This window comes from Bacillus sp. JH7 (assembly GCF_001563515.1).
GTDB classification, from domain to species: Bacteria; Bacillota; Bacilli; order Bacillales; family Bacillaceae_G; genus Bacillus_A; species Bacillus_A cereus.
The window spans coordinates 519,998-537,099 of the sequence record NZ_LPUS01000001.1; the positions used below are offsets into that span (position 1 = coordinate 519,998).

Sequence of the window (17,102 nt, forward strand, 5' to 3'; positions counted from 1 at the left end):
TCTTTTTAGAAAGGTAGGAGTTATATTTGGTACAAGCTGCATATATTCATATTCCGTTTTGTCAGCACATTTGTCACTATTGTGATTTTAATAAAGTGTTTATTGAACGCCAACCGGTTGATCAATATTTAGATTATTTAGAGAAGGAAATAATAAATACGGTTCAAAAAGTTCCGTTTGATAGTATAAAAACGATTTTTGTGGGCGGGGGAACTCCGACAGCGTTAAATATGGAACAGACAAAAAAATTACTCGAGATTATTAATCGTCATTTGCGTCCGTTCGCCCCAAATTGTGAATTAACATTTGAAGCGAATCCAGGAGATCTGCCGAAAGAGAAGTTGAATGTACTGCTAGAAGGTGGAGTGAATCGAATTAGTTTTGGTGTGCAAACGTTCCGTGATGAACTGCTTGAGAAAATCGGGCGCAAGCATACGAGGGAAGATGCATTCCTCGCGATTCGAGAAGCACAGGAAGTAGGATTTAAAAATATTAATGTAGATATTATTTATGCTTTGCCAGGACAGACGATAGAAGATGTAAAAGAAACATTAGATATTGCTTTTACGCTTGGTGTACAACATTTCTCTGCATACTCATTAATTGTGGAACCTAAAACAGTGTTTTATAACTTAATGAACAAAGGGAAATTGCGTCTTCCGGGTGAAGACCATGAAGCGAAAATGTATGAAATAGTAATGGATGAAATGGAGAAACACGGTTATAACCAGTATGAAATTAGTAATTTCTCAAAAGGTGACAATAAAAGTAGACATAATCTCACATACTGGAATAATGAAGAGTATTATGGATTTGGAGCTGGAGCTCATAGTTATGTGAACGGGGAACGTATTCAAAATGTAGGTCCGCTGAAGCAATATTTTAATAAAATTGATGAAACAGGATTTCCGTATTTAGATGTTCACAAAGTGACGGAGAAAGAAAGAATGGAAGAAGAGCTGTTCTTAGGGCTTCGAAAAACAAAAGGTGTTTCTAAAACGGCGTTCCGCAATAAATTTAATGTAGAGATGGATCAAGTTTTCGCGAAGCAGTTACAAAGCAACCAAGAGCAGGGATTGCTTGAAGAGGAAGATGGACATGTGCGTTTAACGCGAAAAGGAAAATTATTAGGGAATGAAGTATTCCAATCATTTTTGATTGACTAATTAAATGTTCCATAGGCGTGAAAAAGTTTCATTATTTCGTGACGTTTCCGTTGACAATTGAATGTCAATTTTGGTAAGTTATTAATAGATTTAGCACTCAAAGACAAAGAGTGCTAACAGAGGTGATGATGAGATGCTTACGGAACGTCAGCTCTTAATTTTACAAACAATTATTGATGACTTTATTGGATCAGCGCAGCCCGTTGGGTCTAGAACGTTGGCTAAAAAAGATGAAATTACATTTAGTTCAGCTACTATTCGAAATGAAATGGCGGACTTAGAAGAATTAGGTTTTATTGAAAAAACGCACAGTTCTTCTGGACGTGTTCCTTCTGAGAAAGGCTACCGATTTTATGTAGACCATCTTTTAGCGCCGCAAAACTTACCGAACGCTGAAATTGTACAAATTAAAGATTTATTTGCTGAAAGAATTTTTGAAGCGGAAAAAATTGCACAACAATCTGCTCAAATTTTATCAGAACTTACGAATTATACGGCCATTGTTCTTGGACCGAAGTTAAGTACAAATAAACTTAAAAATGTACAAATTGTGCCGCTTGATCGTCAAACTGCTGTCGCTATTATTGTAACCGATACAGGGCATGTACAAAGTAAAACGATTACCGTTCCGGAATCTGTTGATTTATCAGATTTAGAAAAAATGGTTAATATTTTAAATGAAAAGCTATCTGGCGTACCGATGGAAGAACTTCATAATAAAATCTTTAAGGAGATTGTTACAGTTTTACGTGGGTATGTTCATAATTACGATAGTGCAATAAAAATGTTGGATGGTACATTTCAAGTTCCGTTATCGGAAAAGATATACTTTGGAGGAAAAGCAAATATGCTTTCGCAGCCAGAGTTCCATGACATTCAAAAGGTTAGATCTTTACTTACCATGATTGATAATGAAGCCGAATTTTATGACATTTTGCGTCATAAACAAGTCGGGATTCAAGTGAAAATTGGTAGGGAAAACTCTTCGACGGCTATGGAGGATTGTAGTTTAATTTCTGCAACATATTCGATCGGCGAAGAGCAACTTGGAACAATTGCTATTTTAGGTCCTACGAGAATGCAATATTCTCGTGTAATTAGTTTGTTACAGTTATTTACGAGACAATTTACTGATGGACTTAAAAAGTAAATGAGAGTAATACATTCGCTCAAGTGATGAAATTTTCATTGCTGTGTGTAATATATAATGCTTAGGTAATCATGCTATGCATGATACCTAATACCTTTTAAGGAGGTGAATATTGTGGAAGAGCGTAACGAACAAGTGGTAGAAGAAGTAAAAGAAGCGCAAGTTGAAGAAGCTGTCACGCCAGAAAACAGTGAAGAAACTGTAGAAGAAAAAAGTGAGGCTGCTCTTTTACAAGAAAAAGTAGATGAGCTACAAGCGAAACTAACGGAAACGGAAGGTCGCACATTACGTCTACAAGCTGATTTTGAAAATTATAAGCGCCGTGTCCAAATGGATAAACAGGCTGCTGAAAAATATAGAGCACAAAGTCTAGTTTCAGACATCTTGCCAGCTCTTGATAATTTTGAAAGAGCAATGCAAGTGGAAGCGACTGATGAGCAAACGAAATCCTTGTTACAAGGTATGGAAATGGTGCATCGTCAATTGTTAGAAGCGCTGACTAAAGAAGGTGTGGAAGTGATTGAAGCTGTTGGTAAACAGTTTGATCCTAATGAACACCAAGCTATTATGCAAGTGGAAGATAGTGAATTTGAATCAAACGCGGTTGTGGAAGAATTCCAAAAAGGTTATAAACTAAAAGACCGTGTGATTCGCCCATCAATGGTAAAAGTAAATCAATAATTTACATAAAACTAGGAGGATTCGCCATGAGTAAAATTATCGGTATTGACTTAGGTACAACAAACTCTTGTGTAGCTGTTATGGAAGGTGGAGAACCAAAGGTTATCCCAAATCCAGAAGGAAACCGTACAACACCTTCTGTTGTAGCTTTCAAAAATGAAGAACGTCAAGTTGGGGAAGTTGCAAAGCGCCAAGCAATTACAAACCCAAATACAATCATGTCTGTTAAACGTCATATGGGTACAGACTACAAAGTAGAAGTTGAAGGTAAAGAGTATACACCTCAAGAAATTTCTGCAATCATTTTACAAAACTTAAAAGCTTCTGCTGAAGCATACTTAGGTGAAACAGTAACGAAAGCTGTTATTACAGTACCTGCATACTTCAACGATGCAGAGCGTCAAGCAACGAAAGATGCTGGTCGTATCGCTGGTTTAGAAGTTGAGCGTATCATTAACGAGCCAACAGCAGCAGCACTTGCTTACGGTTTAGAAAAACAAGACGAAGAACAAAAAATCTTAGTATATGACTTAGGTGGCGGTACATTTGACGTATCTATCCTTGAGTTAGCAGACGGTACATTCGAAGTTATTTCAACTGCTGGTGACAACCGTCTTGGTGGCGATGACTTTGACCAAGTTATCATCGATCACTTAGTAGCTGAGTTCAAAAAAGAAAATAACATTGATTTAAGCCAAGATAAAATGGCGCTTCAACGCTTGAAAGATGCAGCTGAAAAAGCGAAAAAAGATCTTTCTGGTGTAACACAAACTCAAATTTCATTACCATTCATTAGTGCTGGAGCTGCTGGTCCATTACACTTAGAATTAACGTTAACAAGAGCGAAATTCGAAGAGCTTTCAGCAGGTCTTGTTGAAAGAACATTAGAGCCAACTCGTCGTGCATTAAAAGACGCTGGTTTTGCTCCAAGCGAATTAGATAAAGTTATTCTTGTTGGTGGATCTACTCGTATCCCAGCTGTACAAGAAGCTATTAAACGTGAAACTGGTAAAGAGCCATATAAAGGTGTAAACCCTGATGAAGTTGTAGCATTAGGTGCTGCAGTTCAAGGTGGCGTACTTACTGGTGATGTAGAAGGCGTTCTATTATTAGACGTAACTCCACTTTCTTTAGGTATTGAAACTATGGGTGGCGTGTTCACGAAATTAATCGAGCGTAACACTACAATTCCAACAAGTAAGTCACAAGTATTCTCGACAGCTGCTGATAATCAACCAGCAGTAGACATTCACGTATTACAAGGTGAGCGTCCAATGTCGGCTGACAACAAAACGTTAGGTCGTTTCCAATTAACTGACCTTCCACCAGCACCACGTGGTATTCCACAAATCGAAGTAACATTCGATATTGATGCGAACGGTATCGTTAACGTACGTGCGAAAGACTTAGGAACAAGCAAAGAGCAAGCTATTACAATCCAATCTTCTTCAGGTCTTTCTGATGAAGAAGTAGAACGTATGGTACAAGAAGCGGAAGCAAATGCTGACGCTGACCAAAAACGTAAGGAAGAAGTTGAACTTCGTAACGAAGCTGACCAACTTGTATTCCAAACAGACAAAGTTGTAAAAGATTTAGAAGGTAAAGTAGATGCAGCTGAAGTTGCAAAAGCAACAGAAGCGAAAGAAGCATTACAAGCTGCAATTGAGAAAAACGAGCTTGAAGAAATTCGTGCGAAAAAAGATGCCTTACAAGAAATCGTACAACAATTAACTGTTAAATTATACGAGCAGGCTCAAGCAGCTGCTGGTCAAGCAGAAGGTGCGCAAGGTGCACAAGATGCTGGCGCAAAGAAAGACAATGTAGTTGACGCTGAGTTTGAAGAAGTAAAAGAAGACAAGTAATTCAACTGTAAACATAATAAGTAAGATGACAAAAAGTCAAAGTCAAGCGTGCCTTGACTTTGGCTTTTTTCACGAATGAGAAGCGATGTGTGAGGATCTTAAGTTTTTCGCTTTGCATACTGTAAGTGAGGAAACTTTGTTGCAAAGCACTTTCTTTCGGTGTTAAAATTACGTTTATGTGAAAGATTCGGGGGTTGTAAATTTATGAGTAAACGAGACTATTATGAGGTCCTTGGACTTAGCAAGGGCGCTTCAACAGATGAAATTAAAAAAGCGTATCGTCGTTTGGCTAAAAAATACCATCCAGACGTAAGCAAAGAAGAAAATGCAATTGAAAAGTTTAAAGAAGTACAAGAAGCATACGAAGTGTTAAGTGATGATCAAAAGCGTGCACAGTACGATCAATTTGGTCATGCTGGTGCAAATCAAGGATTCGGTGGATTTGGCGGCGGAGGAGACTTCGGCGGTGGCTTCGGTTTTGAAGATATATTTAGTTCTTTCTTTGGCGGTGGCGGCGGCAGACGTCGTGATCCAAATGCTCCGCGCCAAGGTGCTGACTTACAATATCAAGTCACTTTAGATTTTGAAGAAGCTATTTTTGGTAAGGAATTAAATGTGGAAATTCCAGTAGAAGATCCATGTGATACTTGTAAAGGTAGTGGAGCAAAACCAGGAACTTCAAAAGAAACATGTAAACATTGTTCAGGCTCTGGTCAAGTGAGTGTAGAACAAAACACACCGTTTGGTCGTATCGTAAATCGTCAAGCTTGTGGTCATTGTTCAGGAACTGGACAAATTATTAAAGAAAAATGTACGACATGTCACGGTTCAGGTAAAGTTCGTAAACGTAAAAAAATCAATGTTAAAATTCCAGCGGGTATCGATAATGGTCAACAAATTCGTGTGTCTGGAAAAGGTGAAGCCGGCGTAAATGGCGGACCAGCAGGAGACTTATATGTTGTCGTTCATGTAAGAAATCATGAATTCTTCGAGCGTGAAGGAGATCACATTATTTGCGAAATGCCATTAACATTTGCGCAAATGGCGCTTGGTGATGAAGTGGAAGTTCCTACTGTTCATGGTAAAGTGAAGCTGAAAATTCCAGCAGGAACACAAACTGGAACAGAATTCCGCTTAAAAGGAAAAGGTGCTCCGAACGTACGTGGATACGGCCAAGGAGATCAATATGTAGTCGTTCGTGTTGTTGTACCGACGAAATTGACTTCGCAGCAAAAAGATTTATTACGTGAATTTGCAGGACAAGAAGAGCAGGATGATAGTTTATTCGGAAAGCTTAAACGTGCTTTCAAAGGGGAATAATGGAAATAAAAAATGGAGTTGGTAAATTGTGAAATGGTCAGAAATTAGTATTCATACAACAGAAGAAGCAGTAGAAGCTGTCTCTCATATTTTACATGAAGCTGGTGCTAGTGGAGTTGCGATTGAGGATCCAGCGGAGTTAACGAAAGAGCGCGAGCAACAATATGGTGAAATTTATGCATTGAACCCAGATGAATATCCGGCGGAAGGTGTATTAATAAAAGCGTATTTCCCGCAAACGGATTCTTTACATGAAACGATTGCAGGTGTAAAATCATCTATTGATGTGCTTCCATCTTACGACATCGAAATTGGTACTGGAAATATTACCGTTAACGAAGTCAATGAAGAAGATTGGGCTACTGCTTGGAAAAAATATTACCATCCAGTACAAATTTCTGATACATTCACAATCGTACCGACTTGGGAAGAATATACACCATCTTCTCCTGATGAAAAAATCATTGAATTAGACCCGGGTATGGCGTTTGGTACAGGAACTCATCCAACAACAACGATGTGTATCCGTGCTTTAGAAAAAACAGTACAGCCAGGTGACACTATTATTGATGTAGGAACAGGTTCTGGTGTACTTAGTATTGCGGCTGCAAAATTAGGTGCGTCTTCTGTTCAAGCATATGATTTAGATCCGGTTGCGGTTGAAAGTGCAGAAATGAATGTACGTTTAAATAAAACAGATGATATCGTGTCTGTTGGACAAAATAGTCTTTTAGAAGGCATTGAAGGTCCTGTTGATTTAATCGTAGCTAACTTATTAGCAGAAATTATTCTATTATTCCCTGAAGATGCAGCAAGAGTTGTGAAGTCAGGTGGATTATTTATTACATCGGGCATTATTGCTGCGAAGGAAAAAGTAATTTCTGAGGCGTTAGAACAAGCTGGATTTACAATTGAAGAAGTGTTACGAATGGAAGATTGGGTAGCAATTATTGCACGAAATGCGTAATATAGATTTTAGTCTATAATGAAAAGGGGAGTCTCTCACTATAAGGTGAGAGACTTGCCGTTTGTTATATGAAAAATGATAACGTTTCGTTCTTTTCGTAAGTGTTGACTTACGAAAGGAACGAAACTCTACTAAGGTGATTATATGCAACGTTATTTTGTAGAAGAGAAATATGTAAATGAGACAAGTATTCGCATTGTAGGTGATGACGTACATCATATCGCAAGAGTGATGCGTATGTCAGCTGGTGATCATATTTATTGCTGTGTAAACGGAAAAACAGCAGTATGTTCAATTGATGAAATTACCAGTGAATTTATTAATACGGCTATTGTAGAATGGGTAGAGGCGTCAAGTGAACTTCCTGTTTTCGTGACGATTGCAAGTGGACTGCCAAAAGGAGACAAGCTAGAGTTAATTTTTCAAAAAGGAACTGAGCTTGGGGCAGCTGCATTCTTACCATTTCAAGCATCTCGCTCTATCGTAAAATGGGATGCGAAAAAAGCTGATAAAAAAGTTGAGCGTTTAAGAAAAATTGTGAAAGAAGCTGCGGAACAATCACATAGAAGTGAAATTCCAGAAGTACATGCTCCGGCATCATTTAAGCAATTGCTTTCAATGAGTGGTGAGTATGATGTTTGCCTTGTTGCTTACGAAGAGGAAGCAAAACAAGGTGAGAAATCTAATTTTGCGAAAGCTTTAACGACAATGAAACCAGGTCAAAAGCTATTGATTGTATTTGGCCCAGAAGGCGGTTTAGCTGAGGAAGAGATTACAGCGCTTCGTGAACATAAATTTGTACCATGTAGTTTAGGACCAAGAATTTTAAGAACAGAAACGGCGCCGTTATACGCGTTAAGTGCTGCTTCGTATCATTTTGAATTGATGGGGTGATGATCAATGTCAACTGTTGCGTTCCATACGTTAGGTTGTAAAGTAAACCACTATGAAACAGAAGCCATTTGGCAATTGTTTAAACAAGGTGGTTATGAAAGAACAGAATATGAAAAGAAAGCTGATGTATATGTTATTAACACATGTACAGTAACGAATACTGGGGACAAAAAAAGCCGTCAAGTAATCAGACGTGCTGTGCGTCAAAATCCAGATGCAGTTATTTGCGTAACGGGATGTTATGCACAAACATCTCCAGCTGAAATTATGGCGATTCCGGGTGTAGATATTGTAGTTGGTACACAGGATCGTGAAAAGATGTTAGGTTACATCGAAGAATTCCGTAAAGAGCGTCAACCAATTAATGCTGTCCGTAATATTATGAAAACACGTGTGTACGAAGAACTTGATGTACCTTATTTCACGGATCGTACACGTGCGTCTTTAAAAATACAAGAGGGTTGCAATAACTTCTGTACATTCTGTATCATTCCTTGGGCGCGTGGTTTAATGCGTTCTCGTGATGGAAAAGAAGTTATTAAACAAGCACAACAATTAGTGGATGCAGGCTATAAAGAAATCGTATTAACGGGTATTCATACAGGTGGATACGGCGAAGACATAAAAGATTATAACTTAGCTGGATTACTTCGTGATATGGAAGCGGAAGTAGACGGATTAAAACGTCTTCGTATTTCTTCTATTGAAGCGAGTCAAATTTCAGATGAAGTAATTGAAGTGTTAGATAAATCTGAAGTAGTTGTACGCCACTTGCATATTCCGTTGCAATCTGGTTCTAATACTGTATTAAAACGTATGCGTCGTAAATATACGATGGAGTTCTTCCAAGAGCGTTTAGATCGTTTGAAAGAAGCGTTACCAGGCCTTGCGATTACATCTGACGTAATCGTTGGTTTCCCAGGTGAAACAGAAGAAGAATTCATGGAAACATACAATTTCATTAAAGAGAACCGCTTCTCTGAGTTACATGTGTTCCCTTACTCAAAACGTACAGGAACACCTGCAGCACGCATGGAAGATCAAGTTCCTGAAGATGTGAAGAACGATCGTGTTCATCGTTTAATTGAGCTATCTAATCAATTAGCGAAAGAGTACGCATCAGCGTTTGAAGGTGAAGTGCTTGAAATCATTCCGGAAGAGCAATTTAAAGAGGGCGACCGTGAAGGCTTATATGTAGGTTATACAGATAACTACTTGAAAATTGTATTTGAAGGATCAGAAGAATTAATTGGTAAGCTAGTGAAAGTGAAAATTACGAAAGCTGGTTATCCATATAACGAAGCGCAATTTGTTCGTGTTCTTGAAGATGATGTAAAAAAAGAATCAGCTAGCGCATAAAAAGAGCGTGCAACCGGAAACGGTTTGCATGCTTTCTTTGTTTGAAGCGGTTAAGTACTATAAGGTGGGGAGGCGTTTCATGCATCCCTGTATGAAAAAAGATGAAATGATAAAAATATAGTTGTCTTCATCAGTAAAGGATACTAGCTATTTGCATAACTTTTGAAAAGGAAATGCTTCTATTCTTCTTTTATTCTGCCAAATAGTTGACCTGAAGTGATAAAATGTATTATAATCGTAAAAGACATGCTGAAGAAGTGTTTCTTTTTGCATGCTGAAGTTAGTATGTAAGTGTGATGTTTCGGAGGGAGGGAAAGAGAATGTCAAAAACAGTCGTTCGTAAAAACGAGTCTTTGGAGGATGCACTTCGCCGTTTTAAAAGATCGGTTTCTAAAACTGGTACACTTGCTGAAGCAAGAAAGCGCGAGTTTTATGAAAAACCAAGTGTAAAACGTAAGAAGAAATCTGAAGCGGCAAGAAAGCGTAAATTCTAAGAGAGGGTGTAAGTTATGAGTCTTCTCGGTCGTTTAAACGATGATATGAAACAAGCGATGAAGAATAAACAAAAAGAAAAATTAACCGTTATTCGTATGGTTAAGGCTGCTTTACAAAATGAAGGTATTAAACTGCAACATACTCTTACTGAAGAAGAGGAAATAACAGTTTTAGCTCGTGAAGTAAAACAGTATAAGGACTCCCTCCTTGAATTTAAAAAAGCTGGTCGTGAAGACCTTGTTAATAAACTGCAAAGTGAAATTCAGATTTTAAGCGCATATTTGCCAGAGCAATTAACTGAAGAAGAACTAGTTGATGTAATCAAGCAAGTTATTTCTGAAGTTGGTGCGACTTCTAAAGCAGATATGGGTAAGGTGATGACTGCTGTTATGCCGAAAGTAAAAGGTAAAACAGACGGATCACTTGTGAATAAGCTGGTTATCCAGCTATTAGCGTAAAAAAACGTCTCATTTCGTATGAGACGTTTTTTTATTGTTCTTATTAAGGAGAAACGCTATATTGTTTAAAAAGGGTTTCTATAAGTGATAGAAACCCCTCTAGTTAAAGTTTCAATTTATTATTTCCTTGTATAATTCCGATTCTACACCTATTCTTACTTCCTTGACTAAAACTTCTTTCGCAAATAAAAGCTAAGTACCGAACCTTCTGAAAATCAGATTGAAGTTTTATAGCTTGCTCTTCAGCATAATCCTCAAAGGTAACGAAAGAGATTCTAACTATTTTAGATTTTGCATCAGTTGCATAAAATGGCCGGATATTACTGTCGATAATTTGTTTTATAACATTCGAAATTTCTTGACTAAAGCCAATTTACTTTCGTATTTCCTCGTTTATTAATTCATTTTTTAATGAACCCTAATATTTTTTGAAATTCATATAACAACCATCTATAAAATATTCTTACTTACAACGTAACATTCAGAGTGGAGAAATTTTCTTTTTTTTGATTTTATCCCTCATTAACGGGCAGCCCGATTGGTGAGGGGGGATTAAAGTTTCACTTTATCTCATTTGTCCAATAAATGACAACTACTTATTCTATGGTCAGTATGTCACATCCAGAACGAATTGTAACAGTTTTTTTCAAGTTTCTAACTTCTCGCTAGGCTCAATTTCTTAATGTAACTTGTACTGATATCCTGTAGGGGCGCATATTCTTGTATTAATACTTCTATTATTAAAGGTAACATCCTTTGATCCATCATTGTCCTGACAAATATGATTTCATATAGCGACTGTTTTAATTAACATGATATGAACTCTTACAGAATATAGTTATGTTAGTGAAGTCGTTATAACACGATAGGCACTTGTGAAGAAATACATATATATGGGATGAGAGGGGGTCTTTCGAGATGAAGAAATTAGAACAAATGAAAAATTGGTTGACAAAACAAGTAGACCTACCAGTGGATGTATTAATGGATCTACCTCGGATTACTCTTGTTGGGCAAATACATATTTATATAGAAAATCATCGGGGGTTATTAGTGTTTTCAGATAAAGAAGTACGATTGCTTTTAAAACACGGTCAATTATTAATTAAAGGACAATCCTTTGTTATTAAAACGATTCTTCCAGAAGAGCTTTTGCTCGAAGGGATAATTGAGCAAGTAACATTTTTAGAAAATGAAAAAAAAGGTGATTGAAGTGAAACTTCCATTTGTGAAGTTTTTCTTCTTTATCCTGTAAAAGTTCCGTTGATAGAGACTGATTACAGTTTTACTCGGTTTCATTTTAGTACGAGCTATTTTAATGTTTCAAATAAAAAGTAGTATATCTACTTTTAGAAAGGTAGTGAAGGTGGTAAATGAAAAATAAATGGTTTATAAAGTGGCTTGGATATGTAAAAGTGCGAATTGAAGGTAGAGGAGCGGAACGGTTTGTTAATGAATGTGTACGGAGGAATTTATTAGTTTGGGATGTTAAAAAGATAGCTGATGAAACGTTAGTTTTTTGTATGTTGTTACGCGATGTGAAAAAAATAAAACCAATTTATAGAAAAAATGAATGTAAATTATATTTTATTGGACGTTATGGTTTTCCTTTTTGGAATAAGCGTTTAATTAAAAATAGTGGATTTTTAATTGGTTTTTTAATTTTCTTTTTTGGTGTGATTGCAATGTCAAATATGGTTTGGAAAATTGAAATTACAGGAGCAAAACCTGAAACGGAATATATATTGATGAAAGAATTGGATAAAATGGGTATTAAAAAAGGGAAACTACAATTTCAAATGCCGAATGTAGAAGATGTACAACGCCATTTGACAGATAATATTAATGCCATTACTTGGGCGGGACTAGAAGTAAGAGGAACGACGTATCATTTTAAAATTGTTGAAAAAAACGAACCGAAGAAAGAAAAGGAACAAAGGCCGCAAAATTTAGTAGCAAAAAAAGAAGCGATTATTACAAAGACGTTCGTAGAAGTTGGAAAGCCGGTTGTACTGAAAAATGATCATGTAGAAAAAGGGCAGATTCTCGTATCAGGAATATATGGTAATGAGGAAAGTCCGACGATTGTTTCAGCGAAAGGTATTGTGTATGGAGAAACGTGGTATACATCTAAGGTGGATGTCCCGTTAAAGACGCAATTCCAAGTGTATACTGGTAATGTATACAATGAACATTTTCTTAAATTTGGGGATATGAAAATAAAAATATGGGGATTTCAGCATGATAAGTATAAACGCTCTCGTACTGAAAGTGTAAAGCATGATGTGAAATTATTTGGTTTTACACTGCCGATTGCATATGAAAAAGATGTTGTGAGAGAAGAGGAAGAAGCGAATCGAGAATATACAGAAAAGCAAGCGCTGAAAGTAGCGAAAGAGATGGCCGAAAAAGAACTAAAGAAAAAATTGGATGAACATGCTATGATTGTAAGTGATAAGATTTTGAGTAAAGAGGTTGAGGCGGGTCAACTAAAGGTCACATTGCATTATACTGTGGTTGAAAATATTGCAGAGCCACAACCAATATCCGAATCCGATATTCAAGGAGACTGAGTAATGGCAGAACAATTAGTAGAAATGAACCAACAATTGGAAAATACTAACGAAGCAATCGCTCTTTTTGGAGTCAATGATGCACATTTAAAAGTAATTGAACGAGAACTGAATGTATCGATCGTAACTAGAGGAGAAACTGTTCATGTATCTGGGGCAGTTGAAACGGTGACACTCGTAGAAAAAATCTTACAGCAATTACTTGTTGTAATTCGTAAAAGTATATCAATTTCAGAGAGAGATGTTGCGTATGCAATTCAGCTTGCACAACAAGGGAAAATTGCTCAATTTGAAGAGTTATATGAAGAAGAAATTTTCAAGACTGCAAAAGGTAAATCCATTCGTGTAAAAACAATGGGGCAAAGACGATATATTCATGCGATGAAGAAGAATGATATTGTCTTTGGGATAGGGCCTGCAGGAACTGGAAAAACATACTTAGCTGTAGTAATGGCTGTGAGGGCTTTAAAACAAGGGTATGTAAAGAAAATTATTTTAACAAGACCTGCTGTAGAAGCTGGAGAAAATTTAGGTTTTTTACCAGGGGATTTGAAAGAGAAGGTAGATCCATACTTACGCCCATTATATGATGCCTTACATGATATTCTTGGACAAGAATATACGCAGCGTATGATGGAGCGAGGAGTAATTGAAATCGCGCCACTTGCTTATATGAGGGGGCGTACGCTTGATGATTCATTTGTTATTTTAGATGAGGCTCAAAATACAACGGGTGCTCAAATAAAAATGTTTTTAACAAGATTAGGTTTTAGTTCTAAAATGGTTATTACAGGGGACCCTTCACAAGTAGACTTGCCAAAAGGGGTAAAATCAGGGCTATCTATAGCTGCTAATATTTTATCTGGTGTATCAGGTCTGTCATTTATTACATTAGAACAAACGGACGTTGTGAGACATCCATTGGTGCAACGTATTATTGAGGCATATGATAAAATGGAATGATCCTATTTGTCAGGATCATTTCTTTTTGTATGATAAGGTTGGCGAACGTCATATTTTTTACTATCATGAAAGATAAGGAAAATAAACTATAGGTACTAGTGTATAAAATGTTGCCTCAAAGTATCGTTTGGTAGAAGAAATGAAAGCTATAAATAGTTTCACTTTATTTCTGGAGAGGAGAAGGTATTGAAATCATGTCAAGATCTCAAGAAATTTCTAAGTGGTTTCGTAATTTACAACATTCGAAAAAACTAAGTTGGATTTCTTACGTTGTATTAGGAGCAGTGCTGTTTTTTGCGCTTATGAATAATGTAAAACCAGAGCAATTAGATGTTAATATGTATTCTATTGCGAAAAAGACAATCCATTCTCCTATAAAAATTGAAGATAAAGTTACAACGGATAAAAAGAAAAAAGAAGCCGCTACAAAAGTTGAAGATCAATATACATATAAAAGTGAGTATAAACAAAACAAAGTTGATATTGTGAATGACGTCTTTGCTAAAGTGGATGAAGTGGTGCAAGAGATTAAAGCTGTTGGACCGGATGATCAAAAAAAGATGACTGATGCTGAGAAAGTGGAGAAGTTAAAAAAGAAACTACCCGCTGACTTAACGAAAGAATTATCTGATTCAAACTTACTAAGTTTGATTAATGCAGATTCGAGCCAATTAGTATTAGCGAAAGATGCTGCGGTCACAGCGATTAATAGTATCATGACTGAGCATATTAAAATGGACGAATTGAAAGATGCGAAAGAACGATATGTAAGTGAGATGAATAGTGTTAATGTTGATAATGGTTTAAAAGAGTCAATTAAGGCGCTAGGAAGATATGCAATTTCAGCAAACTATTTTTATGACCCGATCTTAACGAAAGAGAAGAGAAAAGCAGAGGAAGATTTAGTTCCACCTGTTTATATTCTTCAAGGACAAGTTCTTGTTAGAGAAGGTGAAACAATTTCAAGTGATGTGTATAATCAGTTGAAATTAGTTGGTTTGTTAGAAAAAGGGAACGGCTTTCAACCTTATGTTGGATTAGCGGTACTCATTGGTGTGTTACTATACTTTATGCATAAACAATTTGAATTATTTTTAAAGAGAAAAAGAGAAGATAGACCGTATGTTTTAGCGTATATTACAATTTTGTCTATCACAATCGTCTTAATGAAAATCATTAGTTTGTTTCAAAAACTTGAATACGCGGGGATTGCATATGTTGTCCCAGTTGCGATGGGAACAATACTTGTAAAACTAATGATTGGTGATCGATTTGTCTTTTTAACGAGTATGATTTTTTCTGTATGCGGAAGTATTATGTTTAATGAAGGAGTAACGAGTACATTAAATTATAGTGTAGGGATTTACGTATTGTTAAGTTCATTATCGGTTAGTATTTTCTTGCGAGAAAAAAATCGTCGTACAATGATTTTACAAGCTGGTATACTCGTTTCTGTATTAAATGTAGTCGTATTGGCGGCGCTCTTATTATTACGTAATGGGAATTTTTCGCCTCTTGAAATTGGTACGCAATTATTAATGGCTTCACTTTCAGGGATTATATCATCCGTTTTGGCTATGGGGATTTTACCATATTTAGAAAGTGGACTTGGAATCGTATCAAGCATGAAGCTTATGGAACTATCAAGTCCAAATCATCCGCTTTTACGCAGAATTTTGTTAGAAGCGCCAGGGACATATCATCATAGTGTAATGGTAGCGAATCTTTCTGAGGCTGCTTGTGAAGCAGTCGGGGCAAATGGTGTATTAGCGCGTGTAGGGGCATATTATCATGATGTAGGAAAAACAGTACAACCGCAATTTTTTATTGAAAACCAAATGGGAATTGAAAACCCGCATGATAAATTAGATCCTGTAACGAGTAAAGATATTATAATTGCTCACGTAACGGATGGAGTAAGAATGCTCGAAGAATATCATATTCCACAAGAAATTATTGATATCGCTGGGCAACATCACGGTACAACGTTACTGAAATATTTTTATTATAAAGCTATTAAAGAAGATAAAGAAAAATATACAGAAGAGATGTTCCGTTATCCAGGTTCAAAAGCAACTTCGAAAGAATCGGCAATTGTTGGTATTGCTGATAGTGTAGAAGCTGCGGTACGTTCTATGAATCACCCAACGCCAGAACAAATTAATAATTTGGTGCAAAGTATTATTAAAGATCGACTACAAGACGGTCAATTTAGTGAATGTGATTTGACGTTTAAGGAACTACAAATCGTTGGAAAAACGTTGTGTGAAACGTTAAATGGTATTTTCCATTCGCGTATTACATATCCGGAACTTCCGGAAGAAAAGGAGAAAGAATGAGTTTGTTAATTGATTTTATTGATGAAACAGAAGAAGTAAAAGAAGCGTATATGAGTTTAATTCGTGAAGTGTTAGAAAAAGCAGCTCAAATGGAAAATATCGAGGATGGTGCGGAGGTATCGGTGACATTTGTAGATAATGAGCGCATTAGAGAAATTAATCGTGATTACCGAGATAAAGATCAACCTACAGATGTAATATCCTTTGCGATGGAAGAAATGGGAGAAGGAGAAATGGAGATTGTTGGTGCAGAGATGCCACGCATGTTAGGTGATCTTATTATCTCTATTCCAAGGGCGAAAGAGCAAGCTGAAGAGTACGGACATTCTTTCGATCGTGAACTTGGATTTTTGGCATTACATGGCTTTTTACATTTACTTGGTTATGATCACATGACAGAAGAAGATGAAAAAGAAATGTTCGGAAGACAAAAAGAAATTTTAGAAGCTTTTGGATTAGGACGATGAAAAAAGGAAAACTTATAGATAGTTTTGGATATGCTATAGCTGGTATATTCTTTTGTTTTCGTCATGAGCGAAATATGAAAATCCATTATTTAGCCGCAGTCATTGTTATATGCTGCGGCTTTTATTTCCATATTACGAGAACAGAGTGGATGATATTACTTATTGTAATAGGGAGTGTAATGAGTTTAGAAATGGTAAATACGGCTGTGGAAAAAACAGTAGATTTAGCGACTGCAGATATTCATCCATTTGCAAAAATTGCAAAGGATGTTGCGGCAGGAGCGGTTTTATTGTTTGCAATTATAGCTGTTATAATTGGTGCTATTATCTTTTTACCGTATATGGTATAGTTGCATTCCGAAGCTTTTATTAAGCTTTGGAAGTGCCGTAAGGGGCTTTAATGAGAGA

Annotated in this window: 16 protein-coding genes; all 16 read left to right on the forward strand. The window is 36.6% G+C overall.

The window, feature by feature from the left end; genetic code table 11:
• Positions 1-26: 26 nt before the first annotated feature.
• The 16 genes from hemW to AU379_RS02870 all read left to right on the forward strand — a co-directional run bounded on the left by hemW (position 27) and on the right by AU379_RS02870 (position 17,044).
• Complete coding sequence (gene hemW, locus AU379_RS02795) at positions 27-1,166, forward strand: radical SAM family heme chaperone HemW (RefSeq protein WP_000249427.1); 1,140 nt, start codon at positions 27-29, stop codon at positions 1,164-1,166.
• Between the two features lie 133 nt (positions 1,167-1,299).
• Positions 1,300-2,316 carry a heat-inducible transcriptional repressor HrcA gene (hrcA, locus tag AU379_RS02800; RefSeq protein ID WP_000954941.1) on the forward strand — a complete coding sequence of 339 codons (1,017 nt, stop codon included), beginning with the start codon at positions 1,300-1,302 and terminating at the stop codon, positions 2,314-2,316.
• 114 nt (positions 2,317-2,430) lie between these two features.
• Positions 2,431-2,997, forward strand: coding sequence for a nucleotide exchange factor GrpE (gene grpE, locus AU379_RS02805; protein ID WP_000392711.1), 567 nt, complete (start codon positions 2,431-2,433; stop codon positions 2,995-2,997).
• 26 nt (positions 2,998-3,023) lie between these two features.
• Positions 3,024-4,859 (forward strand): chaperone protein DnaK, encoded by a 1,836-nt coding sequence (gene dnaK / locus AU379_RS02810; protein ID WP_000034706.1) that lies wholly within the window; start codon positions 3,024-3,026, stop codon positions 4,857-4,859.
• Between the two features lie 204 nt (positions 4,860-5,063).
• Positions 5,064-6,179 (forward strand): chaperone protein DnaJ, encoded by a 1,116-nt coding sequence (gene dnaJ, locus AU379_RS02815; protein ID WP_000043947.1) that lies wholly within the window; start codon positions 5,064-5,066, stop codon positions 6,177-6,179.
• 28 nt (positions 6,180-6,207) lie between these two features.
• Complete coding sequence (gene prmA, locus AU379_RS02820; protein WP_000872103.1) at positions 6,208-7,146, forward strand: 50S ribosomal protein L11 methyltransferase; 939 nt, start codon at positions 6,208-6,210, stop codon at positions 7,144-7,146.
• A 144-nt stretch (positions 7,147-7,290) separates the two neighbouring features.
• Positions 7,291-8,040, forward strand: a complete 750-nt coding sequence (locus tag AU379_RS02825; RefSeq protein ID WP_001190159.1) for a 16S rRNA (uracil(1498)-N(3))-methyltransferase — start codon at positions 7,291-7,293, stop codon at positions 8,038-8,040.
• Positions 8,041-8,046: 6 nt separating this feature from the next.
• Positions 8,047-9,399, forward strand: a complete 1,353-nt coding sequence (mtaB, locus tag AU379_RS02830; RefSeq protein WP_000108676.1) for a tRNA (N(6)-L-threonylcarbamoyladenosine(37)-C(2))-methylthiotransferase MtaB — start codon at positions 8,047-8,049, stop codon at positions 9,397-9,399.
• Positions 9,400-9,719: 320 nt separating this feature from the next.
• Positions 9,720-9,893, forward strand: a complete 174-nt coding sequence (gene rpsU / locus AU379_RS02835) for a 30S ribosomal protein S21 (RefSeq protein WP_000048061.1) — start codon at positions 9,720-9,722, stop codon at positions 9,891-9,893.
• Between the two features lie 15 nt (positions 9,894-9,908).
• Positions 9,909-10,352, forward strand: coding sequence for a GatB/YqeY domain-containing protein (locus AU379_RS02840; protein ID WP_000054562.1), 444 nt, complete (start codon positions 9,909-9,911; stop codon positions 10,350-10,352).
• Between the two features lie 918 nt (positions 10,353-11,270).
• Positions 11,271-11,564, forward strand: coding sequence for a sporulation protein YqfC (yqfC, locus tag AU379_RS02845; protein ID WP_000732269.1), 294 nt, complete (start codon positions 11,271-11,273; stop codon positions 11,562-11,564).
• 161 nt (positions 11,565-11,725) lie between these two features.
• On the forward strand, positions 11,726-12,925 hold the full coding sequence (gene yqfD, locus AU379_RS02850; RefSeq protein WP_061138948.1) for a sporulation protein YqfD: 1,200 nt from the start codon (positions 11,726-11,728) through the stop codon (positions 12,923-12,925).
• 3 nt (positions 12,926-12,928) lie between these two features.
• Entirely contained in the window at positions 12,929-13,888 is a 960-nt protein-coding gene (locus AU379_RS02855) for a PhoH family protein (RefSeq protein ID WP_000840520.1), read from the forward strand.
• A gap of 194 nt (positions 13,889-14,082) precedes the next feature.
• Complete coding sequence (locus AU379_RS02860; protein ID WP_000091514.1) at positions 14,083-16,227, forward strand: HD family phosphohydrolase; 2,145 nt, start codon at positions 14,083-14,085, stop codon at positions 16,225-16,227.
• Positions 16,224-16,694: an rRNA maturation RNase YbeY gene (gene ybeY / locus AU379_RS02865; RefSeq protein ID WP_000054679.1), complete on the forward strand. Its 471-nt coding sequence runs from the start codon at positions 16,224-16,226 to the stop codon at positions 16,692-16,694. Before AU379_RS02860 ends, ybeY begins: the two co-directional genes overlap by 4 nt.
• Positions 16,691-17,044: a diacylglycerol kinase family protein gene (locus AU379_RS02870; protein WP_000715469.1), complete on the forward strand. Its 354-nt coding sequence runs from the start codon at positions 16,691-16,693 to the stop codon at positions 17,042-17,044. Before ybeY ends, AU379_RS02870 begins: the two co-directional genes overlap by 4 nt.
• Positions 17,045-17,102 lie beyond the last annotated feature (58 nt).

What these genes read in the sequence shown, in the direction of transcription:
- yqfD (WP_061138948.1), top strand. Translation starts at nt 11,726, where the DNA reads ATGAAAAATAAATGGTTTATAAAGTGGCTTGGATATGTAAAAGTGCGA.
- AU379_RS02860 (WP_000091514.1), top strand. Translation starts at nt 14,083, where the DNA reads ATGTCAAGATCTCAAGAAATTTCTAAGTGGTTTCGTAATTTACAACAT.
- ybeY (WP_000054679.1), top strand. Translation starts at nt 16,224, where the DNA reads ATGAGTTTGTTAATTGATTTTATTGATGAAACAGAAGAAGTAAAAGAA.
- mtaB (WP_000108676.1), top strand. Translation starts at nt 8,047, where the DNA reads ATGTCAACTGTTGCGTTCCATACGTTAGGTTGTAAAGTAAACCACTAT.
- AU379_RS02825 (WP_001190159.1), top strand. Translation starts at nt 7,291, where the DNA reads ATGCAACGTTATTTTGTAGAAGAGAAATATGTAAATGAGACAAGTATT.
- yqfC (WP_000732269.1), top strand. Translation starts at nt 11,271, where the DNA reads ATGAAGAAATTAGAACAAATGAAAAATTGGTTGACAAAACAAGTAGAC.
- dnaJ (WP_000043947.1), top strand. Translation starts at nt 5,064, where the DNA reads ATGAGTAAACGAGACTATTATGAGGTCCTTGGACTTAGCAAGGGCGCT.
- AU379_RS02840 (WP_000054562.1), top strand. Translation starts at nt 9,909, where the DNA reads ATGAGTCTTCTCGGTCGTTTAAACGATGATATGAAACAAGCGATGAAG.
- AU379_RS02870 (WP_000715469.1), top strand. Translation starts at nt 16,691, where the DNA reads ATGAAAAAAGGAAAACTTATAGATAGTTTTGGATATGCTATAGCTGGT.
- hrcA (WP_000954941.1), top strand. Translation starts at nt 1,300, where the DNA reads ATGCTTACGGAACGTCAGCTCTTAATTTTACAAACAATTATTGATGAC.
- rpsU (WP_000048061.1), top strand. Translation starts at nt 9,720, where the DNA reads ATGTCAAAAACAGTCGTTCGTAAAAACGAGTCTTTGGAGGATGCACTT.
- AU379_RS02855 (WP_000840520.1), top strand. Translation starts at nt 12,929, where the DNA reads ATGGCAGAACAATTAGTAGAAATGAACCAACAATTGGAAAATACTAAC.
- dnaK (WP_000034706.1), top strand. Translation starts at nt 3,024, where the DNA reads ATGAGTAAAATTATCGGTATTGACTTAGGTACAACAAACTCTTGTGTA.